Source organism: Rhodanobacter sp. C01, assembly GCF_002001045.1.
GTDB lineage: Bacteria > Pseudomonadota > Gammaproteobacteria > Xanthomonadales > Rhodanobacteraceae > Rhodanobacter.
The window spans coordinates 33,597-56,674 of record NZ_MUNR01000003.1; the positions used below are offsets into that span (position 1 = coordinate 33,597).

A 23,078-nucleotide genomic window follows, 5' to 3' on the forward strand; every position below is an offset into this window, starting at 1 on the left:
CTGCGGTCACGCAGTGATGTATGCATGGAAAGGCGGCATTTTCGGAAGGGTAGTGGCGAATCCGATCCCGGGATGCAACACTGCGGGAGGCATGGCAGCACCGTAAAACCTTGATGAAGCTGGCTGATTCCAATCTGTGTTGTCCTTGACATGTCCGTGACCCGCATCGCTTCCAGCGGAGCCCTTCCATCTGGTCATCACGCCGCGGTGGACAGTTCGCTGCCGGTCGAGAAGGGTGGCCGCCGAACCAGTGCCCACTCAGCCTTCTGGATCATGACGCGGCGCGTCAGCGTTCTGGCGGCATGCGTGGACATGGCCTTTCTGGTTTTTTTCCTTGCGGTTGGTTCGCCACTGCTTGCGTGGCTCAATCTGGTCAGCATCAGCATGTACGGTGCTGCCTACCTGTTGTTGACGCGACGCAGGAATCTCCCAGCCATCATCCTGATCTGGACGGAAGTCACCGCGCACGCGGCCATCGGAACCATGCTGGTGGGTTGGGACAGCGGCTTTCATTACTACCTGTTGATGTTCATCCCGGCCACCGTCGTCAGTGGTGGCTGGCGCAATGTGATCGCGCCGCTGTTGTTTCTGTTTCTGGCCTATCTGGGGCTGCATGTGGCTGCGCACTTTGTGGGTGCACTGGCGCCACTGAATGACACGGCCCTGTTGCTCCTCAACGTATTCAACGTGTCGATTTTCTTCGCGATGGCCAGTTACACGGCACGCTTCTATTACGAACTGGTCAGAAAGACCGAAAGAAAACTGCGCGAGCTGGCGACGAAGGATGCCTTGACCGGTCTGTCCAACCGGCGCCATCTGCTGGATCTGGCGCAGCAGGAAATCGCCCGCGCCCGACGAAGTGACGAGGAAGTCTCGCTCGTCCTGGCCGACATCGACGATTTCAAGCTGATCAATGACGGGCATGGCCACGATGCCGGTGATCAGGTGCTGGTGCACGCGAGCCAATTGTTCCGGGGTATCTGTCGAGCCCAGGACACGGTGGCACGCTGGGGTGGCGAGGAATTTCTTTTCCTGCTGCCGGCAACCGGCCAGGATGCCGTACGGGAATTTGCCGAACGCGTTCGCATGACTATTGCCGATGCGAGGTTCGAGCATGCCGGCCAATCCATCCGATTCTCCCTGTCACTGGGAGTCGCCACACTGGCGGAATCTGAAAGTCTGGATGACGCGATTGGCCGTGCGGACGGTGCGCTTTATCGGAGCAAGACAGAAGGTCGCGATCGTGTGACCACCGCACTTCATCCCGCGCACGAAAAGCCGACATCCTGGCAGGGCGACATGGAAGCTTCCCCTGTGTGAAACAACGGGAAGCGGGTCAGTACCGGGTTCCGGACACGGCACGCATCGCACGAGTCAGCCCGCCACGACTACCTTCAGCACTGCACCCGTCCACCCGCAAGCGATGTGCATGGATGGAACACGGGTTTGGGCGGTGGCCCAGGCGGCTTGTGGTCATGATCGTGATCACGATATGGCGGCGCCACGGCGCCCCAGTAGGCGGGTGGAGCGTAATAGGTCGGTTGCGACAGCTGGTCGGCATATTCCGCGTTCTGCTGGCGCAGTGCATCGTTCTGGGCCTGCAGCAGCCGATTGGTGTTGGCGGTCTGGTCGGCGATCGCCTGCTGTCGTGCGTCTTCCGCCTGCTGCTGCGCGTCGGCTGCCTCGTCTGCCTGCTGCTGCGCCTTGTCGTCCATCTTCTGCTGGTAGGCGTCGAGGCGATCCTTGTAGAGCGCGTCGAGATGATGGGCATCGGCATAGCGCTTGGCGATGTCGACCTGGCCCAGGTTGAGGTAATGGTCGATGACTTCGCTGTCGTCGGCCTGGTGGATCAGCTCACCCTTGCCGCCGGGGCAGGGGTGGTCGGTGTATTCGAGCTGTCCACCCTGCGTGCATTTGTAGATGTTCTGGGCCATGCCAGCCTGCGCCGCGGCCAGCAGCAGGGCGGCAACACACAACTTGATGGTGAGCGTGGCCTTCATGGTGAGTGCCATTCTGCGCCGACGCCGTGCAATAAAAAAGCTGCTGGAATCTGCACGGATCGGATCCGTTCAAACTCTCCGCCATCCGGCTAGGTTCCCGTCACCTGCGGGCGCTGCGCCCGCTGCCAGCTGCGCAACCCGCCCACCGCCAGCACGATGAAGCCGGCGTAAAGCACCGAGGTGATCAGCAACGACTTGTAGACGTATTCGCCCACGTAGATCACGTCGACCACGATCCACAGCCACCACGCGGCGATATGCCGGCGCGCCTGCCACCATTGGGCGACCAGGCTGAAGGCGGTCAGTGCTGCATCCAGCCAGGGCAGCGCGGCATCGGTCCAGCGGTGCATGGCGAAGCCCAGCGCGAGCGCGCCGAGCGTGCCGAGCACGATATGCAGCACGGCTTGCTGGCGCGGCAACGGCGCCACCTGCACACGGCCGTCGTCGCCCATGTGCTGCAACCAGCGCACCCAGCCGTAGACGATCAGGATGGCGAAGGCCAGTTGCAGCAGCGCATCGGAATACAGCTTGGCGTCGACGAATACCCAGGTGTAGACCAGCACCGAGACCAGTCCCACCGGCCAGCACCACGGCCGGCGCTTGGCGGTGAGCCAGACGCCCCAGGCGCTGAGCAGCGCGGCGATGAGTTCGATCAGAGTCATGTCAGAACGCGTAGGTCAGTGAGAGTCGCGCCAGCCGCGGCGCGCCCGGGAACAGGTAGCTGTCGCCGCCGGAGGTGCCGGTGTCGCGCCAGTAGAAATGGTTGAACACGTTGTCGATGTTCAGCCGCCAGGTCAGTGCATGGCCGTTCCATGCGGTGACGTAGCGCAGGCCGGTATCGAACACGTTGTAGGCCGGCACGCTCACCAGCCCGTTCGGCGTGGCAGGGTTGGAGCTGCTGTAGCGCCAGCCGCCGAGCAGGCTGAGATCGGTCGCAAACGGCAGGCGATAATCCAGGTACATCGACGTGCGCAGGCGTGGCACGTTGACGATCTGGTGACCTTCGTAGCTGGGTGTGCCGGTGTCCTCGGCGCGCGCCTGGATCAGGTTGGCGCTGGCGGTGAGGCGCAGGTTGTCGCTCAGCTGGCCGGCGGCGTTGAGTTCCAGCCCGGTGTGCACCTCGTTGCCCTGCTGCACGAAGGTGAAGCCTTCCGGGGTATTGTCCGGTTGCGCGAACTGGTACGGCTGACGGATGCGGTACAGCGCGGCCTGCAGGCTCAGTGCATCGCTCCATTCGTACTTGACGCCGGCTTCGGCCTGGCGCGCCAGCAGCGGCGCCAGCACATCGTTGCCGTTGGATGCCCACCACGGCGCCTGGCCGCCCAGTGACAGGCTTTCGCTGTAGCTGACATAGGCCGTCAGCGCGGCGGTTGGTTGCCACAGCACTGCTGCCTGCGGCAGCAGCTTGTTCTCCACGGTATGCCGCTGCAGTACGCCGTTGTCGTCGAACGCGCTTTCATTCAAGGCCACATAACGACCGCCGGCGAGCACCTGCCATTGCGAGCCGAGATGCACGCGATCGAGCGCGAACAGCGAGCGCTGCCAACTGTCCAGCCGGCGTGCCGATGGTCCAGGCTGATTCGGCGATGGCGCGAAATAGGGTGGATCGACCTCGTCGATGTTGGCGGTGCCGACATAATCGTAGACGTAGGGACGCTGGTTGAGCGTGCGGCGGAACGTGCTGGCGCCGACACTGAGCTCATGCGTGAATGCGCCGGTATCGAAGCTGCCCTTGAGCACTGCGCGCAGCTCGTCGTTCTGGCGGTTGTCGTCGGGGCTGCGATAGTCGTAGACGTCGTAGTCGCCGTTCGGTGCGAAGAACCAGCCCGGCGTGGCACCGCTGGCGCAGTCCGGCGAGTAGGCGCAGCCATAGGCAAAGGCGACGTTGTCGTCGATCACCACGTGACTATGGCCGGCCGACACCTGCGCCTGCCAGTGGTCATCGAACTGGTAGTTGAAGCGCAGCGTGCTGTTGCTGGCGTGGATGCCTACAGGCTGCTGCCACGGCTCGAAGCCGAGCATGCGGGTGCGGCTGGGATCGGGCGGAATCACCGTGCCGCCGAGCAGCTGGTAGCCGGAGACCGAGCGCTGTCCGCTGGTCTGGTAATCGGTGTCCAGTTGCAGCGTGGCGTTGGAGCTGATCTTCCAGTCGGCGGCCAGCGAGATGAAGCTGCGTCGGCCATTGGCATGCTGCACGTAGGAGTTCATGTCTTCATGCGCCGCGTTCACGCGCACGCCAAAGTCCGGTGTCAGCCACGTGCCGACATCGAGCGCCTCATAACGCGAACCTTCCGAATCGGTGCCGACGGTGACGGTGTGCACCTCGGCCGGACGCTTGCCGACGTAATTCACCAGCCCGCCCGGCTGGACCACACCGGCTTCCAGACCTGCGAGGCCCTTGAGGATTTCCACCTGCTGCTTGTCTTCCAGCGTCAGGTACTGCTCGCCGGCCATGCTGAGGTCGTTGAAGCGGAAGCCGCTGGCCAGGTCCAGCGCGAAGCCGCGGATGGCGATGTCCTGGTAGTAGCCGACCGGCGCGTAGTTGTCGCCAAGTGCGGCATCGGTATGTGCCAGCTCGCTCAGCGTGCGCGGCTGGCGATCGTCGAGCTGGTCGCGGGTGATCACCGTGATCGCGGCCGGCGTGTCGTGCAGTGATGTGTTGCCCAAGCCGCCAAGATCCGTGCTGTCGGCGTGATAGCCGTTGCTGCTGTCTGCATGCACGTGCACCGGTGCCAGCGGTGTGGCTTGCTGTTGGGATGGAGTGTTGTCCTGTGCGTGGGCCAGCGTCGTCGCTGCCAGCAGGGCAAGGATCAAAGGAGTGCGGGCGAGGGGAGTTCGGAGTGAAACCATCATCATCGTCTTCTGTAGTGCGGACGAAGCGACGGCGATCCGGACGTCCGGACGGACGTGCTGGATCAGCAAGCTCCCTACGCCGGTACTGACCGGATCAGGTTCCAAGGGACTCTCTCAGCCCGGCAGACACCGGGCACCCCCGCTTCAAGAACGCTTATTTAACCACGAATGGCCGCTTCCCGGGTCAGGCACCGTCGCGGATGGCTTGCAGCAAGGCCTGTCCCGGTGGCGTCGTGAACCATGCCGCGTGGCCAAGCAGGAAGGTGTCGTAAGCCACGTCGGCGTTCGCGCGCGAGCCGGTGATGCTGTGGAAATACTCGACCTCGGACAGTGCGAAGTCCACATGCACCAGTGGCAGCAGGTCAGCCAGCAGATGGATGTCTGCGGCATCCAGCGGACGCTGCTGCCGGTAGCCTTCGAGCAGCGCATGGGCGATATCGAGGTGCGCGGCAGCCTCGCCGGTATCCAATGCCAGCCACGCGATCGCGTTGCGTTCGATCGCGGTGGCGAGATCGAACAGGGCGCAATTCGCGGCAGCCAGGCCGAAGTCGAGCACTGCAGTGATGCGTGCTGCCGTGCTGGCATCGCTCCAGCACAGGTTGGAGACATGCCAGTCACCATGCGTCCACAGTTGTAGCTGTTTCGTCAGTGGCGGTTGCACGGTGGCATGCCAGGGCGCGAGCAGGCGGGTGAGATCGGTCTGCCAGTCGCGATCGCGCAGGTAACCGGCAAGACCCGGACGCTGCGGCAATTGCACCTGCAGCATGGCGATCGGATCGGACGAGGCGATCAACTCGCTGCGTGCGACCAGGATATGGGTACCGCGCTGGGCAGCGTGGTAGCCGGTGGCGGCATCATGCAATGCCGCCAGCATGCGGCCGGCGCTGAGTGCATGTTCGCGGTTCGGCAACGGCGACCATGAAATCGCGTCGCGATAGATGTCGGTACCGGCGGCGTGCTCATGCACCTCGTAGACCCAGTCACCGAGCGCCACGGCGGTTTGCCCCCGCACGTCACGCAACATCATCGGTATCGGCATGCCGTTGGCACGCAGATGCGCGGTGAAGCGGTGTTCTTCGCTGAGCGTGGCGACCGAACGCACACTGTGGTGATGACGCTTGATGAAGACGGTCCCACCGGCTGTCTCAACCAGGCAGGCGGCCGACAGTGGGCGTGGGCTGTGCCAGTCGATGCGCGTGGCTGTGCCGAGCTGTGGATAGCCGCGCAGCAGCGTGTCGACCTCGGCTGCGGTAAGCGTGGGCCAGTCCGGCGGCGTGCTGTCGCCGGCCAGTCCGTGCGCGAGGTGGATGGGATCGTTCATGGGCTGGTGGTGAGGGACAGGCCGCAATTATCCCTGAAAGGATGCGCGGTACGCTTTCGGGCGAGGACGGCATCGCGTCTAATGGGGGTGACCTCCCCATGGCGTGCCACGTTCGATGAGTGCGATGTTGCTGCTGTTTGTCTGCCTGATCCTGGGCGTGCTGGTGGCGCGTTTTGCGAAGCCGCCGGCTGGCATCGTGGCGGGCATCAACTGGTGGGTGATCAACGTGGCGTTGCCGGCGCTGGTGCTGGATCTGATCCCCCGGGTGAAGTTCGATCCGCAACTGTGGTTTCCGGTGGCGGCGATGGTGCTCACGTTCGGCGGCGCGTGGTTGCTGTTCGGCCTGCTCGGCCCGCGGCTGGGCTGGTCGCGGCAACGCACGGGCGCCTTGATCCTGGTCTGCGGTCTGGGCAATACCTCGTTCATGGGTTACCCGTTGATGCAGGCGCTGCATGGCCAGCAAGGACTGGCGCTGGCGGTGGTGGCCGATCAGCTTGGCTGCTTTCCGATCCTTGCTTCGGCCGGCATCGTGGTGGCATCGCTGTATGCGGGGCGCAAGCCGGAGCCGGTACTGATCCTGCGGCGCATCCTGACGTTTCCCGCCTTCGTCGCGCTGATCGTCGGTATCGTGGCTGGCCAATGCGGCGGGTGGCCTGAGCTGCTGCATGGGGTGCTTTCGCCGATCGGCGTCACGCTGACGCCGCTCGCGCTGTTCTCGGTCGGCCTGCAATTCAAGTTCCATCCCGGCGACCGGCAGCTGGGCGCGGTGAGCTGGGGGCTAGCCTGGAAACTGCTGCTGGCGCCGCTGCTGTGCTGGATGATGGGCGTCGCCGCAGGCGTGGGCGGACTCGTGCTCACGGTCGGCGTGCTGCAGGCGGCGATGGCGCCGATGGTCTCGGCGGCGATCCTCGCCGACGAGTACGAGCTGGATCCGGCGCTGGCCAATACCGTGCTGGGCGCCGGTATCGTGCTGTCGCTGTTGACCATCCCGCTGGGCAATCTGTGGCTGGGATAGGAATGCTGCCGGCTTGCGTCGGGACGTCACTGCGTCGAGACTAATCGGCATCTCTATGCACGGGTGGGGGATCCTGTCATGGCAGGTTTCGAGCTGATCAAGCGGCTTTTCGGCAGTGACCCCTCCGAACGGCGCACCGTGCCACGCAGTGGCGTACCCAAGGGGGCGCGGGTGCTGGTGGTGGATGACTCGGCCACGATACGCGCCGTGCTCGGCAAGATGCTGAACCAGGACAGCCATATCGTGTCCAAGGCGCCGGATGGCGAGACGGCGCTCGAGATGGCGCGCAAGGAGATCCCGGACCTGATCTTTCTGGATATCGTGCTGCCGGGCATGAATGGTTTTGCCGTGCTGCGCGCATTGCGCCGCGACTCGCTGACCCGGGACATCCCGATCGTGATGATCAGCGGCAACCTGCAAGCGACCGAGCAGTTCTACGTGCAGCGCTTCGGTGCCGACGATTTCATGAAGAAGCCGTTCGGCCGCGGTGAGGTGTTCGCGCGGATCCGGCACCTGACGGAAAGCGGCCGGCTGGTGGTGCGCGAGCGGGCCGCGGAAGAGACGCCGCTGCCGGTCGAGCCCGAGCATACCGAAGCCGAGCACGCGGCGATTCCGGATATCGCCATGCCGGACCCGCATGACCTGATCATGCCGCCCGGCGATCGTTCCTGAGTCACCGATGGCGCGGGATACTCAGTTGCGCGCAGTCCCGATACCGGCGCTCATGGCATCGACAGCCTGCTTGGCTTCCTTCAGCCCGCTGCCATCACGCTGGCGATAGAGCTTGATGGCCTCGATGTCGGCATCGCTGATGGCGGGATTCGGCTTCCATGCGGTGCGGGCATGGCGAGCGGCAGCCCTCGCTGCGCTGGCGCGACCGAGCAGATAACCCACCATGAAGATGCAAAAAATGCCGGCGAACGAGCCGATGGTGTTCCAGTGCATCGTCTGGTTTCCGTTCGGGAATGCGACAACGCGATAATGCCATCCATGCATGATCTTCGTGAACCGGCTGGACTGCGTGTCGATGTGTGGCTGTGGGCTGCACGTTTCTTCAAGACGCGCAGCCTCGCCAGGCAGGCGATCGATGGTGGCAGGATCGACGTCAACGGTGCCGGCTGCAAGCCGGCGAAGCTGTTGCGCGTGGGCGATCGCCTGAAAATCGGTCGTGGCGAGGAACGGCTGGAAGTCGATGTGCTGGCCTTGTCCGACAAACGGGGGCCAGCCAATGTCGCCCAGACGCTTTACGACGAAACCGAAGCCAGCCGGGCAACCCGGGAGGCGATGCGCGAGCAGCGCCAACTGGTCGGCACCCACGGACCGGCCAGACGGCCGGACAAGCACGCGCGCAATCAATTGCGCCGGATGAAAGACGCACGCTGAGCAGTACATCCCAGAAAACCGGCCGGATCTGCAGGAACATCTGCACCATTCCACGAGGTCGCGCAATGTGCACGACCTCACATCGCGCGGAGGCTGGCATGGACGGACTCGCACTGAGAAACGGCATCGGCTTCTTCAAGCGCCTGCTCGGCAGCGGCGCTGACGGGGTGCGGGCGGATTCGCGGCTGCAGACGGCATCGGGGTCCCGCATGCTGGTGGTAGACGATTCGCCGACGATCTGCGCCGTGCTGGGCAAGATGCTTGGCCAGGATGGCTACGCCGTGAGCAAGGCACTCGACGGCGAGAGCGCGATCGAGCTGGCGCGCAGCGAGCTGCCGTCGCTGATCTTCCTGGATATCGTGCTGCCCGGCATCAACGGGTTCGCCGTGCTGCGCGCACTGCGCCACGACGAGCTGACCCGGCATATCCCGATCGTGATGATCAGCGGCAATCCGCAGGCCACCGAACAGTTCTACGCGCAGCGTTTCGGTGCCGACGACTTCATCAGGAAGCCGTTCGGCCGCGCCGATGTGGCTGCCAGCATCGACCAGCTGGTCCGCTCCGGGCGCCTGGCCGCACGCGATGTTGCGTTCGAACGGATGCTCGCAGTGGCCATGTTGCAAGATGCCAAGCCGAGCACCGTGCCGAGCCTGGCCACCTGAGCGAGACGCGAGCTTCAAAGTTCGCTAACCTCGACCTGGTCTGGAATAACCAGATGCCAGGTCGAGCATGCTCGCCACAAGATCCCCAGGATCTATTCTCCGGGGTCATGCAAGATCGAAGCGGTCCAGGTTCATCACCTTGTTCCAGGCCGCGACAAAGTCCCGGACAAACTTTTCCTCGGCGTCGGAGCTTCCGTAGACTTCGGCCAGGGCACGTAGCTGGGCATGTGAACCGAAGATCAGATCGACACGCGTGCCGGTCCACTTGAGTTCGCCGGTTTGGCGATCACGCCCTTCGAACGCATCCTTGGCGTCGGAGACTGTTTTCCATTCCGTGCCCATGTCGAGCAGGTTCACGAAGAAGTCATTGGTCAATGCCTCCGGCCGCTTGGTGAAGACGCCTTGCTGGATCTGGCCGATGTTGGTATTCAGAACTCGCATGCCACCAATGAGTGCCGTCATCTCGGGTGCGGTCAGCGTCAGCAACTGCGCCTTGTCAATCAGCATGGCCTCTGCCGATACGCTGTATTTTCCCTTGAGGTAGTTGCGGAAGCCATCGGCGCTCGGTTCGAGCACGGCGAAGGACTCGATGTCGGTTTGCTCCTGCGTGGCATCCATGCGCCCCGGTGCAAAGGGAACCATCACCGTGTAACCGGCATTTTTCGCCGCCTGCTCGACGCCGGCACAGCCGGCCAGCACGATCAGGTCGGCGAGCGAGACTTTCTTGCCGCCAGATTGCGTGCTGTTGAACGCATTCTGGATACACTCAAGGGTTTTCAGCACATTCGCCAGCTGCTCCGGTTGGTTGACCTGCCAATCTTTCTGCGGAGCAAGACGTATGCGCGCGCCGTTTGCCCCACCGCGCTTGTCGGAGCCACGGAACGTGGACGCCGATGCCCATGCGGTCGACACCAGTTGCGAAACAGACAGGCCCGACGCCAGGATCTTGCCCTTGAGGGAAGCGATGTCCTTGTCATCGATCAAGGCATGATCGACAGCAGGGACGGGGTCTTGCCAGATCAGTTCTTCGGCAGGTACTTCCGGGCCGAGATAGCGTGCGAGCGGGCCCATGTCGCGGTGGGTCAGCTTGAACCATGCTCGGGCGAAAGCATCGGCCAACTGGTCGGGATGCTCGTGGAAACGCCTCGAAATCTTTTCGTAGGCCGGATCGAGCCGCAGCGAGAGGTCGGTGGTCAGCATGGTGGGTGCGTGACGCTTCGACGGGTCGTAGGCGTCCGGAATGGTATCGGCGCCGGCGCCATGCTTCGGTGTCCACTGATGCGCACCGGCCGGGCTCTTCGTCAGTTCCCACTCGTAGCCGAACAGATTCTCGAAGAAGTTGTTGCTCCATTTCGTCGGCGTGGTGGTCCAGGTGACTTCCAGGCCGCTGGTGATCGCATCAGCGCCCTTGCCTGTGCCGAAGCTGCTCTTCCAGCCAAGGCCCTGCTGCTCGATGCTGGCGGCTTCGGGTTCGGGTCCCACATGGGACGCCGGGCCGGCGCCGTGGGTCTTGCCGAAGCTGTGGCCGCCCGCAATCAGCGCCACAGTTTCTTCATCATTCATCGCCATGCGGGCGAAGGTCTCGCGGATATCCCGTGCCGCCGCGATCGGATCCGGGTTGCCATTCGGGCCTTCCGGGTTGACGTAGATCAGCCCCATCTGCACGGCGGCGAGCGGATTTTCCAGGTCGCGTTCACCAGAGTAACGACTATCGGGTTTGTCACTGGTGGCCAGCCAAGTCTTCTCGTTGCCCCAATAGACATCTTGATCCGGCTCCCAGACATCCTCACGCCCGCCGCCGAAACCGAAGGTCTTGAAGCCCATCGATTCCAGCGCGACGTTGCCGGTGAGGATGATCAGGTCGGCCCAGGAAATCTTCCGCCCATACTTCTGCTTGATCGGCCATACCAACCTGCGCGCCTTGTCGAGGCTGACGTTGTCCGGCCAGCTGTTGAGCGGCGCAAAGCGCTGCTGGCCGGCACCGGCGCCCCCGCGGCCGTCGCCGGTGCGGTAGGTGCCGGCGCTGTGCCATGCCATGCGGATGAAGAAAGGTCCGTAGTGCCCGAAGTCCGCCGGCCACCAGTCCTGCGAATCGATCATTAGCGCCAGGAGATCTTTTTTCACGGCCGCCAGGTCGAGACTCTTGAACTCTTCCGCATAGTTGAAGTCCTTGCCCATCGGGTCGGACAGGGACGAGTGTTGCTGCAGGATCTTCAGGCTCAGCTGGTTCGGCCACCAGTCACGGTTCGTGGTGCCACCGCCGGCGGCGTGATTGAACGGGCACTTCATTTCGTTTGACATATGTTCTCCACCTTTGGTCGTTTGAGTCCGACGACCCGGTCTGGTGTTGAGTCCGAGTGCCGATAGATGAAATTGTTCTTGCAAACGGCATTTAGCATGCGCAAGCTTTTCGATCAGTGGCTCGTCGAGCAACTCGCCTAATCTCGGATGCTGGTGATCAGCGACTCCTGGTTGTCGGCAACTGTTGCGCAGGCATCAGTGGTCAGAGTCTTGCAATCGTGGTTCATGGCGGCCTTCCTGGCGCTGAAGGGATTTCCTGCGAGGCTACGCCCAAGGGGGCATGGGGGGAATTCGATTGTATGGATACTGACGATAGCCAATGGCTATCGTCAGTATCCTCGCTGGGTGGTCATGGAGGGTTACAGGCCATGCGAGGGTGGTGCGAGGCTCAACCATGGCTGAACAGACGCCAGGACAGTCGCGGCGACGGTCAACGTGATTCGTGGTCATGCCGTTCCCCGTGTTGTGCTAGCCAGATGATTCGACGGTCTGGATCGACGCGGGGAAGGGGTTCTCATTATTCGATCGCGGATGATTCAGCGTGCGAGCGTGGGCATGGTGCACGGATGCCGTGTTCTTACCAGGCACCGGTGTGGTTTTCTTCGATACATGTTCAATCCTGCCAATCAACATGCACGAGGCCATTACTCATGAATACAAAGACGGCTTTCCGCTTCAGCCTGATGGGTCTGCTGGTATCCGCCGCGTTCGCTTCGGGCGCGGTCATGGCGCAGGCGACGCCTGATGCCACGGTGCCGGGCCACCCGCGGGTCAACGAGGTCAACAAGCGCCTGGACAACCAGCAGAATCGTATCCAGAACGGCGTGGCTGGTGGCCAGGTCAACGCCAAGCAGGAAGCGCGCGACGAAAAGCATGACTCCAATATCGCGCAGCGCGAAAGCGCCGACGAGGCCAAGCACAACGGCCATCTCACCAAACAGGAACAGCGCAACCTGAACAAGTCCGAGAACAAGAACAGCAAGCGCATCCATCGTCAGCGGACAAATTGATCGAGTTGTTGCACCTGGCACGCGACATAATGTGCTGACCGGAAGCCTCCCCGTGCTTGCACGGGGAGGCTTCGTCGCTATGGTGGTCAAATGCCTTCCGTCAGCTCGATAGACGGATGTGTTGGGCGGGTCATCCTGTCTGAGTCTGATGCGTTCGAGTGAGTCGGTGCGCCGTCTCGCGTGCAGGCCCTCCGGATGTTCACCACACGACCCCGACAAAGCGGAGTTTTGTTTGCGCATACCTCGGACAAACGGTTTCCTGCTTGTGCTTTGCATGGCGTTATTGCTGAGCAGTTGCCATGGCGCGCTCTTTGCGGGGCTCAACACGACGGACGAGCAACGCGGCATCACGGCCGAACGCAATATCGTGTTCGATGCTTCGCATCATCTCGCGCTGGATATCTATCGGCCCGCCAATGCCGGAGAGGCACCCATCGTGGTCTTCTTCTATGGAGGGGACTGGACCCACGGCAAGCGCCAGTGGTACCGGTTCGTGGGCGCCGCGCTGGCCTCGCACGGCGTGATCGTGGTGATTCCGGACTATCGCAAATACCCCAGGGTGAAGATGGATGGATTCATGCATGATGCCGCGCACGCAGTGGCATGGGTGCACGATCACGCCAGGCAGATCGGTGGCGATGCACGCGACATCTTCGTCATGGGCCATTCGTCGGGAGGTCAGATCGCCGCGCTGCTTGCGACCGATCCCGCCTGGCTCAGGGCCGATGGCATGAAGTCGGGTGATCTGGCCGGCTTCATCGGACTGGCGGGCGTCTACGACTTCGTGCCGATCGCCAAGAAGGAAAAGGACATGATCGGCATGTTCGGCAGGACTACGGCCGAGCAGCGACGGGCACAGCCCATCTCGTACGTCCATGGCGCCGAGCCGCCGATGTTGCTGCTGCATGGAACGGCAGATCGCGAAGTCACACCGTCGAACAGCAAGTCGCTGGCGCAGGCGATGAGGGCCCAGCGCGAAGACGTGAGCCTGAAGCTTTATCCGGACATCGGCCACCTGGGATTGCTGTTTTCGATATCGCGACCGCTGCGCGAGCACGCACCGACGCTGGATGACGTGCTGGTGTTCATCCATGCGCACGAGAAAGACGGTGTGAGCGATGCGGTGCATCTCACCTCGTCGTAGGAGGTCCCGGAGAGGCCGACCTGGCGATGGCTTGGAAGCGAAACCCGCAGTGAACTCAGGTTAGCGATTTCAGCCGGTACAGCGCTTCCAACGCCTCACGCGGAGTCAGCGCATCCGGATCGATCCCGTCCAGTGCACGCTCCATCGCCGAGGGTTGCGCCGGTGTGAACAGGCCAAGTTGCAGCGAGGTCTCGGTTGCAGGCCTGGCTGCCGATGCATGGTTGTGCATGCCACGCTCCAGCTCGGTCAGCGTGCGTCGTGCATCGGCGATCACTGACTTCGGCAGGCCAGCCAGCGCCGCTACCTGCAGACCGAAGCTGCGGTTCGCGGGGCCATCCTTCACAGCATGCATGAACACCAGTTGCTCGCCGTATTCGACCGCGTCGAGATGCACGTTGGCGATAGCCGTGTACTCGCCGGCCAGCTCGGTGAGTTCGAAATAATGGGTGGCGAACAGCGTGTAGGCGCGGCTGTTGCGCGCCAGATGCACAGCGGCAGCGCGTGCGAGTGAAAGTCCGTCGTAGGTGCTGGTGCCACGGCCAACTTCGTCCATCAGTACCAGGCTGTGCTCGGTCGCGTTGTGCAGGATGTTCGCCGTTTCGCTCATTTCCACCATGAAGGTGGACTGGCCACGCGAGAGGTCGTCGCCGGCACCGATGCGGGTGAAGATGCGGTCAATCGGACCGATGACGGCATGTGATGCCGGTACATAGCTGCCGATATGCGCGAGCAGAACGATCAATGCGTTCTGCCGCATGTAGGTCGATTTGCCGCCCATGTTCGGGCCGGTGATGACCAGCATGCGGCGGGCGTCGCCGAGCGCGAGGTCGTTCGGCTCGAACGGTTCGTCGCGCACCTTTTCCACCACCGGATGACGGCCACGTTCGATCGTTATGCCGGGCTCATCGGTGAGTTCCGGAGCGGTCCAGTCCAGCGCCTCGGCCCGCTCGGCCAGGGTGGCGAGCACGTCGAGTTCCGCCATCGCGGCGGCGGCTGTCTTCAGTGGTTCGAGTTTCCCGGTCAACGTGTCGAGCAGTGCCTCGTACAGCGCGCGTTCGCGCATCAGCGAACGCTCCTTAGCCGACAGCACCTTGTCCTCGAAGGTCTTCAGTTCCTCGGTGATGTAACGCTCTGCATTCTTGGTGGTCTGCCGGCGCGTGTAGTGCGTGGGCGCCTTGTCCGACTGCGCCTTGGTGATCTCGATGTAGTAGCCGTGCACGCGGTTGTAGCCCACCTTGAGCGTGCTGATGCCGCTGGCGGCTTTCTCTCGCTCCTCCAGTTCGACCAGATACTGGTCGGCGTGGGTGGACAGGCGGCGCAGCTCGTCGAGTTCGGCGTCGTAACCGTCGGCGACCACACCGCCATCGCGCTGCAGTACCGGCGGCTGCGCCACGATCGCGCGGGCGAGCAAGGTGGCACTGTCGGCGTGATCGCCGATGCGTTCGACCAGCGCATGCAATAGCGGGCTGTCCAGCGCGGCAATCTGTTCGCGCAACACCGGCGCGGCAGCGAGGCCATCGCGCAAGGTGGACAGATCGCGCGGTCGTGCCGAGCGCAGCGCGACGCGGGCGAGAATGCGTTCCAGGTCGCCGATGCCGCGCAACTGTTCGCGCAACGCGTCATAGCGGCGGCTGTCGATCAGGGTGCCGATCGCCTGATGGCGACGGCGCAGCAGTTCGCGCGAACGCAGCGGGCGATTCAGCCAGCGGCGCAGCAGGCGCGCGCCCATCGGTGTCACGGTCTCGTCGAGCACGCCGAGCAGGGTATGTTCGGTGCGGCCGCTTGGATGCGTATCCAGCTCCAGGTTGCGTCGCGTTGCGGCGTCCAGCGCGATCGTCTCGCTGGCGCTCTCCACTGCCATGCCGGTGAGGTGCGGTAGCGCACTCTTCTGGGTTTCCTCGACATAGCCGAGCAGACAGCCGGCCGCGGCGGTGGCGAGCGGCAGGTTGTCCACACCGAAGCCGCCGAGGTCGCGGGTGCCGAAGAAGCGGTTGAGCTCGCGCTTGGCCGCATCGCTGTCGAAGTGCCAGGGTGGCCGCTTGCGCAGGCCCGGCAGGCTGCTGACGAGTTTTGGCCAGACGACACTTTCGTCGACCAGGGTTTCGGCAGGCTGCAATCGGGCCAGTTCGGCGGCGAGTGCTTCGGCATGTGGCACTTCGCTGAGCAGAAAGCGGCCGCTGGACAGGTCGACCCAGGCGAGACCGTACGCACCATTCGATCCTGCCGCGATCGCCAGCAGCAGATTGTCGCGGCGCTCCTCCAGCAGTGCCGCATCGGTCACCGTGCCAGGCGTGACGATGCGCACCACCTTGCGTTCGACGATGCCCTTGGCCAGCGCCGGGTCACCCATCTGCTCGCAGATGGCCACCGATTCGCCGAGGCGCACGAGCCGCGCCAGATAATTCTCGGCCGCGTGATACGGCACGCCAGCCATCGGAATCGGCGCACCTCCCGACTGCCCGCGCTGGGTCAGCGTGATGTCGAGCAGCCGTGCTGCCTTGCGCGCGTCGTCATAGAACAGCTCGTAGAAATCGCCCATGCGGAAGAACAGCAATACCTCGGGGTACTCGGCCTTGGCCGTGAGGTATTGGCGCATGAACGGGGTGTGCTGGGAGAGATCGTCGTGGCTCATGCAATGCAAGTCTTGGCGTAGTCGCGTGGAACGGGTAGAACGGTGCCCTTGCGCGTGACGCAAGGTGCATTCAAGTTCGGGAGTCTCGCATGGAGTTGTTGTCCGTTCCTACCGATGCCGAGTTGCTGGCGCTTGCCGCCGAGGTCGCGACCGAAGTGCAACGGTGCCGGTTGATGCTGGTCACGGCCGAATCCTGCACGGGTGGCTGGCTGGCCAAGACGCTGACCGACCTGCCTGGCAGCTCGGCCTGGTTCGACGCGGGCATGGTGACCTACAGCTACGAAGCCAAGGAGGCATTGCTTGGGGTCAATCCACGCACGCTCGAACACACCGGTGCGGTCAGCGAGGAAACCGTGCTGGAGATGGTTTCCGGTGCACTGGCGCGCTTCGGTGCTGGCGTGGCGGTGGCGGTGACCGGTATTGCCGGGCCATCCGGCGGTACGCCGGGCAAGCCGGTTGGTACGGTGTGGGTCGGCTGGAAGCGTCGTGGCGGTTACGGGCACGCGCGAATGTTCCACTTTCCGGGTGATCGAGAAGCCGTTCGGCGGCAGACGGTGGCCGCGGCGCTCATCGGTTTGCGGAAAACCCTGACCGAGTGAGGCGCCACCTGCTGCCAGACCGGCTTGACCGGTATGGGATACTGGCCGCATTGCAGCCGATCATCCCTTGATCGCAGCCCGTGAGACCCGATCCGGGCATCATGCACCCCATTCACAGCCCAACCGGATACAAGACGATGGATGACAACAAGCGCAAGGCTCTTACCTCCGCCCTCGGCCAGATCGAAAAGCAGTTCGGCAAGGGCGCGATCATGCGCATGGGCGACCGCGTCAATGAAGCGATCGAAACTGTCTCCACCGGTTCGCTCGGGTTGGATATCGCGCTCGGCGTCGGTGGCCTGCCGCGTGGCCGCGTGGTCGAGATCTACGGTCCGGAGTCGTCCGGCAAGACCACCATGACCCTGCAGGCGATCGCCAGCTGCCAGCGCGCAGGCGGCACCGCGGCCTTCATCGATGCCGAGCACGCGCTCGATCCGACCTATGCGGAAAAGCTGGGCGTCAAGGTCGATGATCTGCTGGTGTCGCAGCCGGATACCGGCGAGCAGGCGCTGGAAATCGCCGACATGCTGGTGCGTTCCGGTGCGGTCGACATGGTCGTGGTCGACTCGGTCGCTGCGTTGACGCCGAAGGCGGAAATCGAGGGCGAGATGGGCGATTCCCACGTCGGCCTGCATGCCCGCCTGATGAGCCAGGCGCTGCGCAAGCTCACCGCCAACATCAAGAAGTCCGGCACCCTGGTGATCTTCATCAACCAGATCCGCATGAAGATCGGCGTGATGTTCGGCAGCCCCGAGACCACCACCGGCGGCAATGCGCTGAAGTTCTACGCCTCGGTGCGCCTGGATATCCGCCGCATCGGCGCGGTGAAGAAGGGCGAGGAGATCATCGGTTCGGAAACCCGCGTCAAGGTGGTCAAGAACAAGGTGGCGCCCCCGTTCCGCCAGTGCGAGTTCGAGATCCTGTACGGCGAAGGCACCTCGCGCGAAGGCGAGATCATCGAGCTGGGCGTGGCACAGAACCTGATCGACAAGTCCGGCGCCTGGTACAGCTACAACGGCGACCGCATCGGCCAGGGCAAGGAGAATGTGCGCCAGTTCCTGCGCGACAACCCGGCGATCGCCAACGAGATCGACAAGCAGCTGCGCGAGCGCCTGCTGGTGCCGGTCGGCAGGCCGGCCGCTGCTGCAGCGGAAGAGGCACTCGAGGAAGCGTGATTCGTGCCCGTTCGTGATTCATTGCAGGAGACATGGCCCGGCTTGTCCGGGCCATGTCCGTTTGCGTGACCATGAAGCGCGTTCCCGGCAAGGACAGGGACCAGCCCGGCGGCAATCAAGCCAACGGGGATCGGCCGGCCAAGCCGAAGCGCAGCGCCTACGACAAGGCGCTGGGCCTGCTGGCCCGTCGCGAGCATTCGCGGCGCGAGCTGAAGACCAAGCTCCGCCAGGGCGGCTACGAGGGCGAGGAAACCGGCGCCGCGCTGGACCGCCTCGGCGAACAGCACTACCAGGACGACGATCGTTTTGCGGAAGTGCTGCTGCGCAGCCGGATTACGCAGGGTTATGGCCCGGTGCGCCTGCGCGTGGAGCTGAAGAGTCACGGGCTGGCCGATGCCCGGATTCGCGAGTTGCTGGACGCGGCCGAGGTCGACTGGGAGGCTTTGGCCGCTGCCCAGTTGCGCCGCCGCTATGGCGGTGCAGGCACCACGGACCCCGCCGAACGTGGCCGCCGGGCGCAATTCCTCTTGCGCCGCGGCTTTCCGGCCGCCACAGTACGGAGTGTTACCCACGCCGACGTGGACGACGCTGCCGACGATATCCCCTGAAATCCATCGTCCGAGGATGATGGATGGACTGATCGCGGCGGTGCCGCCATGGCGTGGCCTTCTACCGCTTGCCGCCATGACCCGCATGAAAACTGCCGAAATCCGCTCTGCCTTCCTCGATTATTTCCGTTCCAAGGACCACACCATCGTGCCGTCCAGCTCGCTGGTGCCGTCCAGCGACCCGACCTTGTTGTTCACCAACTCGGGCATGGTGCAGTTCAAGAACGTGTTCCTCGGCAGCGAAAAACCTGGATACGTCCGGGCGGCGGACGTGCAGCGCTGCCTGCGTGCCGGTGGCAAGCACAACGACCTCGATGCCGTGGGTTACACCGCGCGTCATCACACGTTCTTCGAGATGCTCGGCAACTGGTCGTTCGGCGATTACTTCAAGCGCGGCGCGATTCTCTACGCGTGGGAATTGCTGACCAGCGTGTTCAAGCTGCCGGCCGACAAGCTGTGGGTCACCGTCTATCACACCGACGACGAGGCCTACGGCATCTGGAACAAGGAAGTCGGTGTTCCCGCAGAGCGCATCGTGCGCATCGGTGACAACAAGGGCGCACCGTTCGCCTCCGACAATTTCTGGCAGATGGCCGATACCGGTCCGTGCGGCCCGTGCACCGAGATCTTCTTCGACCATGGCGCCGGGATCGCCGGTGGTCCGCCCGGTTCACCGGACGAGGACGGCGACCGTTACATCGAGATCTGGAACCTGGTGTTCATGCAGTTCGACCGCGCACCTGACGGCACGCTGAGTCCGCTGCCGGCGCCGTGCGTGGACACTGGCATGGGCCTGGAACGCCTCGCCGCCGTGCTGCAGCACGTGCATTCCAATTATGAGATCGATCTGTTCGCGCATCTGATCCGTGTGGCGGGTGAACTCACCAGTACAAAGGATCTGGCCAACAAGTCGCTGCGCGTGATCGCCGATCACATCCGCGCCTGTTCCTTCCTGATCGTTGATGGCGTGTTGCCTTCCAACGAAGGCCGCGGCTACGTGTTGCGCCGGATCATCCGCCGCGCGTTGCGGCATGGCTGGATGCTTGGAGTGCGTGGCGACTTTTTCTGGAAGATGGTCCAGCCGCTGGCCGAGGAAATGGGCGAGGCCTATCCCGAGTTGTCGGCCAAGCAGGCGTTCGTGGAGGATGCGCTGCGCACCGAGGAACAGCGTTTCGGCGAGACGCTGGAAAACGGCATGCGCTTGTTCGACGACATCGCCGATAAGAGCCGGGCAGGGAAATCAGGCAAGACCATCCCGGGTGTCGATGCGTTCCGCCTCTACGACACTTATGGTTTTCCGGTCGATCTCACGGCGGACATTGCGCGCGAGCGTGGCCTCGACGTGGACATGGTCGGTTTCGAGCAGGCCATGAACGAACAGCGCGAGCGTGCCCGTGCCGCCGGTCGCTTCGAGGCCAAGGGCCAGATGCCGGCAGAGCTGGCCAGCCAGCTCAAGCCCACGGTCTTCCTCGGTTACGAGACGTTGCACGGCCAGAACGGCAAGGTGCTCGGCATTGTGCGTGGCGGCAAGCAGGTCGATCAGCTTGGCGAAGGCGAAGAAGGACTGGTGATCCTCGATCGCACGCCGTTCTATGCGGAGTCGGGCGGCCAGGTCGGTGATACCGGCGAGTTGCGCAATGCTGCGGGCCGTTTCGAAGTCGGCGACACGTTGAAAATGGGTGGTGTGTTTTTCGGCCATGCCGGCCGCTGGCACGGTACGCAGCCGCTGCGTACCGGTGATGTCGTCGAAGCCAGTGTGGATGCTGCACGTCGCCAGGCGATCGTGCTCAATCACTCGGCGACGCACCTGCTGCACGCCGCGTTGCGCGAAGTGTTGGGCGATCATGTCACGCAAAAGGGTTCGCTGGTGGCGCCGGAGCGTCTGCGTTTTGACTTTTCGCACTTCAAGCCGATGAGCCCCGACGAACTGGCTCGGGTGGAGGCTATGGTGAATGCCGAGGTGCGTCGCAATGCGACCGCCGAAGTGCACAACATGGGCTACGACCAGGCAATCGAGTTCGGCGCGATGGCCCTGTTCGGCGAGAAGTACGGCGACGAAGTGCGCGTGCTGAAGATGGGTGACTTCTCTACCGAGCTGTGCGGCGGCACCCACGTCGCTCGCACGGGTGACATCGGCCTGTTCAAGCTCGTCAGCGAGGCTGGCGTGGCCTCCGGCGTGCGTCGCATCGAGGCCGTCACCGGCGCGGGTGCGCTTGCTTACGTTGCCGATGAGGAGCGTCGCCTGGGCGAGCTGTCGCAACTGCTTTCGAGTAGTGGCGACGATGCCGTGGAGAAATTGCGCCAGCTGTTCGACAGGCAGAAGAAGCTCGAGCGCGAACTGGACTCGTTGCGCAGCAAGGCGGCGGGTTCCGCCACCGCGGATCTGGCTGGCTCCGCAAAGGATGTTGGCGGCATCAAGGTGGTTGCCGCGCGACTGGAAGGGCTGGATGCCAAGTCATTGCGCGACAGCGTGGACCAGCTCAAGCAGCAGCTCGGCGACTGCGTGATCCTGCTGGCGGGTGCGGCGGAAGGTCGCGTTTCGCTGATCGCCGGCGTGCATGGCAAGGCGCTTGGCCGGGTCAAGGCGGGCAACGTGGTGGCACATGTTGCCGCCCAGATCGACGGCAAGGGTGGTGGTCGTCCGGACATGGCCCAGGGTGGTGGCTTGGATGCGCCCAACCTGCCATCCGTCCTGTCGGAACTCCCTGACTGGATTTCAAGTCAGTGAATGCAGCCTGCATAGACCAATTGTCGCCACCTGAACGCATTGCACAGGGTAATCAGGCTCAGTTAGTATCGACGGAGTGTCGACGTCGCCGGTATGCGGTGGCATCGCCAGTCAGGACGCTCAGAAGGTGTTTTGGCTGTGAGCCGGGAAGGCGGTAGGGCCTTCGGCGGATCAATCGTCGAACTGTGGATGGATGGGCTCAGGGGTGAGGCGCCGTCGATTTGCAGGCCTGTGACCAACAGTAATTAATGGAGTAGGAAATCATGTTGATTCTGACCCGCAGGGTCGGTGAAACCCTGATGATCGGCGACGAGGTGACCGTCACCGTTCTGGGCGTGAAGGGCAATCAGGTGCGTATCGGCATCAATGCGCCCAAGAACGTAGCCGTCCACCGCGAGGAAATCTACCAGCGGATCAAGGGCGAAAATGATGGCGGTAGCTCGCCGGAAGGTTCGGCCGAACACTGATCACGCATCGAGGACTTTACCTTGACCTCGCCGGTCAGTATCCTTGCCGGCTCCGCAGCAATGCGGGAAAGAACCCGGAGAGATGCCCGAGTGGCCGAAGGGGCTCCCCTGCTAAGGGAGTATAGGGTCAAAAGCCTTATCGAGGGTTCGAATCCCTCTCTCTCCGCCAGATACGCAACTAAGCCCCTGAAATGCGGGGCTTTTTTGTGGCTGAAATTTACCTACCCATGATTTTACCCATGCCAAGGATGGCCTTTGGAAAGGTCGTTTCTGGACTGGTGAAGCGGATTCGATTTTCAGTCCTAGTCGCGAATCAAGGGTTGATACAGCCACGTGCCGAGCTTCGCAAGGCCGAGTAGGAGACCCCAAAACCCTGCCGCATTTCGAGCCACTATTCAAGCAAGCGATATTGATCCTGGGTGAGCTGCGCCAGGTAACCCGATAGCTGATGGAAGTTTTGAGGCTGGTCAGCGTGTAGGTCGCGGACCTCATCGCGGTGACGGCAAATTAACGCGTCAGCATGGCGGGGAAGGGGCTCATGTGAACCCCGAATCCCCACATCTGTGGAGAGTTAGTGTTGCAAGACGAAACAAAAAAAACCGCCCTTGGGCGGTTTTTGAAGTTGGCGCGGGGGGAGGGAATCGAACCCTCTATCTCTACGGTGCTAGCAGACACTGTTCACTATCGTCTCAAAGATGACATGGTTCGGATCGGTCCACACCCAGCCCCGCGAGATCCCCTCACCAAACATGCCTTTTAAACTATCCATACGAATCTCCAGTGACGTATCAGTTAGGTAGAAGAAAAACAAATCTACATAGACCGCTATCAACACGTGAGCCAGCACGGAATCCGAACCACATCCTTTGACCACGACAGCTACCAGAGCTGCTTTGAGCGCCATACCGATGGGCTCAGAGCCGCATGGGACATGCTTTCACTGGCCCTCCTGTCGAGCTACGTCGGCTTCAATGAGTGATCCAGTGATGAGTCAATGACACGCTACGAAATATAAGACTGCGACAACGCAGTGCTGTGCACGTATCTCTTCGCGAGAAGCAATGTAGTGGTATTGACTGATGAAGGAATCATCGATTAGCCTGTCACCGCTGGTTCCATCAGCAGCCCTTAAACTGGGGCTCGAGTGGCGTGATGCCTCACAGGTCGATCGTGCGTGATC

General features: G+C 62.9%; 19 protein-coding genes, 2 tRNA genes and 1 riboswitch. Of the genes, 13 read left to right on the plus strand and 8 right to left on the minus strand.

Annotated elements, in window-relative coordinates; genetic code table 11:
• Positions 1–312: 312 nt before the first annotated feature.
• Positions 313–1,320, plus strand: a complete 1,008-nt coding sequence (locus B0E50_RS00250; protein WP_168170755.1) for a diguanylate cyclase — start codon at positions 313–315, stop codon at positions 1,318–1,320.
• A gap of 74 nt (positions 1,321–1,394) precedes the next feature.
• On the opposite strand, the gene B0E50_RS00255 is transcribed toward B0E50_RS00250, so the two are convergent.
• The 4 genes from B0E50_RS00255 to B0E50_RS00270 all read right to left on the minus strand — a co-directional run bounded on the left by B0E50_RS00255 (position 1,395) and on the right by B0E50_RS00270 (position 6,174).
• Positions 1,395–2,000: a DUF4124 domain-containing protein gene (locus B0E50_RS00255; RefSeq protein ID WP_174575010.1), complete on the minus strand. Its 606-nt coding sequence runs from the start codon at positions 1,998–2,000 to the stop codon at positions 1,395–1,397.
• A gap of 89 nt (positions 2,001–2,089) precedes the next feature.
• Entirely contained in the window at positions 2,090–2,662 is a 573-nt protein-coding gene (gene pnuC, locus B0E50_RS00260; RefSeq protein WP_077439021.1) for a nicotinamide riboside transporter PnuC, read from the minus strand.
• A gap of 1 nt (position 2,663) precedes the next feature.
• Positions 2,664–4,853: a TonB-dependent siderophore receptor gene (locus B0E50_RS00265; protein ID WP_217343169.1), complete on the minus strand. Its 2,190-nt coding sequence runs from the start codon at positions 4,851–4,853 to the stop codon at positions 2,664–2,666.
• A gap of 54 nt (positions 4,854–4,907) precedes the next feature.
• Positions 4,908–5,004, minus strand: a riboswitch (TPP riboswitch).
• Positions 5,005–5,037: 33 nt separating this feature from the next.
• Positions 5,038–6,174 (minus strand): phosphotransferase, encoded by a 1,137-nt coding sequence (locus B0E50_RS00270; protein WP_077439023.1) that lies wholly within the window; start codon positions 6,172–6,174, stop codon positions 5,038–5,040.
• Positions 6,175–6,298: 124 nt separating this feature from the next.
• Between B0E50_RS00270 and B0E50_RS00275 the strand changes: the two genes are divergently transcribed.
• Positions 6,299–7,189 carry an AEC family transporter gene (locus B0E50_RS00275; protein WP_077439114.1) on the plus strand — a complete coding sequence of 297 codons (891 nt, stop codon included), beginning with the start codon at positions 6,299–6,301 and terminating at the stop codon, positions 7,187–7,189.
• A gap of 78 nt (positions 7,190–7,267) precedes the next feature.
• Positions 7,268–7,861, plus strand: coding sequence for a response regulator (locus B0E50_RS00280; RefSeq protein ID WP_077439025.1), 594 nt, complete (start codon positions 7,268–7,270; stop codon positions 7,859–7,861).
• A 21-nt stretch (positions 7,862–7,882) separates the two neighbouring features.
• Here B0E50_RS00280 and B0E50_RS00285 read toward each other — a convergent pair whose 3' ends face one another.
• A complete protein-coding gene (locus B0E50_RS00285) occupies positions 7,883–8,134 on the minus strand; it encodes a hypothetical protein (RefSeq protein ID WP_139350691.1) in 252 nt (83 codons plus the stop codon).
• 45 nt (positions 8,135–8,179) lie between these two features.
• Between B0E50_RS00285 and B0E50_RS00290 the strand changes: the two genes are divergently transcribed.
• Positions 8,180–8,572, plus strand: a complete 393-nt coding sequence (locus B0E50_RS00290) for an RNA-binding S4 domain-containing protein (RefSeq protein WP_077439029.1) — start codon at positions 8,180–8,182, stop codon at positions 8,570–8,572.
• Between the two features lie 98 nt (positions 8,573–8,670).
• Complete coding sequence (locus B0E50_RS00295; protein WP_077439031.1) at positions 8,671–9,234, plus strand: response regulator; 564 nt, start codon at positions 8,671–8,673, stop codon at positions 9,232–9,234.
• A gap of 105 nt (positions 9,235–9,339) precedes the next feature.
• On the opposite strand, the gene katG is transcribed toward B0E50_RS00295, so the two are convergent.
• The gene (gene katG, locus B0E50_RS00300; RefSeq protein ID WP_077439033.1) at positions 9,340–11,535 is read right to left on the minus strand and encodes a catalase/peroxidase HPI; all 2,196 of its coding nucleotides are present in this window, start codon (positions 11,533–11,535) and stop codon (positions 9,340–9,342) included.
• Between the two features lie 650 nt (positions 11,536–12,185).
• On the opposite strand from katG, the gene B0E50_RS00305 reads away from it, so the two are divergent.
• The gene (locus B0E50_RS00305) at positions 12,186–12,545 is read left to right on the plus strand and encodes a hypothetical protein (RefSeq protein ID WP_077439035.1); all 360 of its coding nucleotides are present in this window, start codon (positions 12,186–12,188) and stop codon (positions 12,543–12,545) included.
• 274 nt (positions 12,546–12,819) lie between these two features.
• Positions 12,820–13,689, plus strand: a complete 870-nt coding sequence (locus B0E50_RS00310; RefSeq protein WP_254427121.1) for an alpha/beta hydrolase — start codon at positions 12,820–12,822, stop codon at positions 13,687–13,689.
• 55 nt (positions 13,690–13,744) lie between these two features.
• Here B0E50_RS00310 and mutS read toward each other — a convergent pair whose 3' ends face one another.
• Positions 13,745–16,321 carry a DNA mismatch repair protein MutS gene (mutS, locus tag B0E50_RS00315; protein ID WP_077439039.1) on the minus strand — a complete coding sequence of 859 codons (2,577 nt, stop codon included), beginning with the start codon at positions 16,319–16,321 and terminating at the stop codon, positions 13,745–13,747.
• A gap of 89 nt (positions 16,322–16,410) precedes the next feature.
• Here mutS and B0E50_RS00320 point away from each other — a divergent pair, with 89 nt between their 5' ends.
• From B0E50_RS00320 to B0E50_RS00345, 6 genes are all read left to right on the plus strand, one after another.
• Positions 16,411–16,920 (plus strand): CinA family protein, encoded by a 510-nt coding sequence (locus B0E50_RS00320; protein WP_077439041.1) that lies wholly within the window; start codon positions 16,411–16,413, stop codon positions 16,918–16,920.
• 137 nt (positions 16,921–17,057) lie between these two features.
• Positions 17,058–18,095: a recombinase RecA gene (gene recA / locus B0E50_RS00325; RefSeq protein WP_077439043.1), complete on the plus strand. Its 1,038-nt coding sequence runs from the start codon at positions 17,058–17,060 to the stop codon at positions 18,093–18,095.
• A gap of 32 nt (positions 18,096–18,127) precedes the next feature.
• Positions 18,128–18,703, plus strand: a complete 576-nt coding sequence (locus B0E50_RS00330; protein WP_077439045.1) for a regulatory protein RecX — start codon at positions 18,128–18,130, stop codon at positions 18,701–18,703.
• Positions 18,704–18,788: 85 nt separating this feature from the next.
• Positions 18,789–21,431, plus strand: a complete 2,643-nt coding sequence (gene alaS, locus B0E50_RS00335) for an alanine--tRNA ligase (protein ID WP_077439116.1) — start codon at positions 18,789–18,791, stop codon at positions 21,429–21,431.
• A 263-nt stretch (positions 21,432–21,694) separates the two neighbouring features.
• Complete coding sequence (csrA, locus tag B0E50_RS00340) at positions 21,695–21,898, plus strand: carbon storage regulator CsrA (RefSeq protein WP_077439047.1); 204 nt, start codon at positions 21,695–21,697, stop codon at positions 21,896–21,898.
• Positions 21,899–21,974: 76 nt separating this feature from the next.
• Positions 21,975–22,067, plus strand: a tRNA-Ser gene (locus tag B0E50_RS00345).
• Positions 22,068–22,521: 454 nt separating this feature from the next.
• Here B0E50_RS00345 and B0E50_RS18100 read toward each other — a convergent pair.
• Positions 22,522–22,629: transfer RNA gene (locus tag B0E50_RS18100), tRNA-OTHER, on the minus strand.
• Positions 22,630–23,078 lie beyond the last annotated feature (449 nt).

Bases quoted from the DNA above. Each gene is read 5' to 3' on its own strand.
- pnuC (WP_077439021.1), bottom strand. From the start codon at position 2,662: ATGACTCTGATCGAACTCATCGCCGCGCTGCTCAGCGCCTGGGGCGTC.
- csrA (WP_077439047.1), top strand. From the start codon at position 21,695: ATGTTGATTCTGACCCGCAGGGTCGGTGAAACCCTGATGATCGGCGAC.
- B0E50_RS00305 (WP_077439035.1), top strand. From the start codon at position 12,186: ATGAATACAAAGACGGCTTTCCGCTTCAGCCTGATGGGTCTGCTGGTA.
- B0E50_RS00330 (WP_077439045.1), top strand. From the start codon at position 18,128: ATGGCCCGGCTTGTCCGGGCCATGTCCGTTTGCGTGACCATGAAGCGC.
- B0E50_RS00265 (WP_217343169.1), bottom strand. From the start codon at position 4,853: ATGATGGTTTCACTCCGAACTCCCCTCGCCCGCACTCCTTTGATCCTT.
- B0E50_RS00310 (WP_254427121.1), top strand. From the start codon at position 12,820: ATGGCGTTATTGCTGAGCAGTTGCCATGGCGCGCTCTTTGCGGGGCTC.
- B0E50_RS00270 (WP_077439023.1), bottom strand. From the start codon at position 6,174: ATGAACGATCCCATCCACCTCGCGCACGGACTGGCCGGCGACAGCACG.
- B0E50_RS00290 (WP_077439029.1), top strand. From the start codon at position 8,180: ATGCATGATCTTCGTGAACCGGCTGGACTGCGTGTCGATGTGTGGCTG.
- B0E50_RS00285 (WP_139350691.1), bottom strand. From the start codon at position 8,134: ATGCACTGGAACACCATCGGCTCGTTCGCCGGCATTTTTTGCATCTTC.
- mutS (WP_077439039.1), bottom strand. From the start codon at position 16,321: ATGAGCCACGACGATCTCTCCCAGCACACCCCGTTCATGCGCCAATAC.
- B0E50_RS00295 (WP_077439031.1), top strand. From the start codon at position 8,671: ATGGACGGACTCGCACTGAGAAACGGCATCGGCTTCTTCAAGCGCCTG.
- katG (WP_077439033.1), bottom strand. From the start codon at position 11,535: ATGTCAAACGAAATGAAGTGCCCGTTCAATCACGCCGCCGGCGGTGGC.
- B0E50_RS00275 (WP_077439114.1), top strand. From the start codon at position 6,299: ATGTTGCTGCTGTTTGTCTGCCTGATCCTGGGCGTGCTGGTGGCGCGT.
- B0E50_RS00320 (WP_077439041.1), top strand. From the start codon at position 16,411: ATGGAGTTGTTGTCCGTTCCTACCGATGCCGAGTTGCTGGCGCTTGCC.
- recA (WP_077439043.1), top strand. From the start codon at position 17,058: ATGGATGACAACAAGCGCAAGGCTCTTACCTCCGCCCTCGGCCAGATC.
- B0E50_RS00280 (WP_077439025.1), top strand. From the start codon at position 7,268: ATGGCAGGTTTCGAGCTGATCAAGCGGCTTTTCGGCAGTGACCCCTCC.
- B0E50_RS00250 (WP_168170755.1), top strand. From the start codon at position 313: ATGGCCTTTCTGGTTTTTTTCCTTGCGGTTGGTTCGCCACTGCTTGCG.
- alaS (WP_077439116.1), top strand. From the start codon at position 18,789: ATGAAAACTGCCGAAATCCGCTCTGCCTTCCTCGATTATTTCCGTTCC.
- B0E50_RS00255 (WP_174575010.1), bottom strand. From the start codon at position 2,000: ATGAAGGCCACGCTCACCATCAAGTTGTGTGTTGCCGCCCTGCTGCTG.